1 protein-coding gene is annotated in these 430 nt (G+C 49.5%); it reads right to left on the reverse strand.

All coding sequences use genetic code 11. The features are described 5' to 3' along the window. On the reverse strand, positions 1-430 hold a 430-nt coding region (locus G3569_RS18255), incomplete at both ends, for a hypothetical protein (RefSeq protein ID WP_165271521.1).

Genomic DNA, 430 nt, shown 5'->3' on the forward strand with positions numbered 1-430 from the left:
TAAGGTGGGGTTATCATTGACCGCCGTAATATCAATATTCGTGCTTCCAAAGGAAACATCCCCGGAGCCATTACCATCATTGGCTTCTACCGATATCGTGGCCGCACCATTGCCATTCACATTAGAATCCCCGGTATATTTAATATTTGAGTTAGTATCCAGGTAAGTGTTGAGGTCCCCTACCGAACCGGCCAGCGTAATTACCGTGGCACTCACCTTCGTTGTGGTTACTCCGGATCCCACTCCCGATCCATCGGCAGGAACGCTAAACGTGCCCGCTGAGGCAGTCAGCGTAACTGTTATATTATCCCCATCGACATCTCCAAACGCCATTGCCGACAGGTCGATATTGCTTTCAGTGTCCTCAGTAACCGTAACCTCTGAAGGCAACCCGGTTAAGGTGGGGTTATCATTGACCGCCGTAATATCA

The sequence above is a fragment of the Fodinibius halophilus genome (assembly GCF_011059105.1).
GTDB classification, from domain to species: Bacteria; Bacteroidota; Rhodothermia; order Balneolales; family Balneolaceae; genus Fodinibius; species Fodinibius halophilus.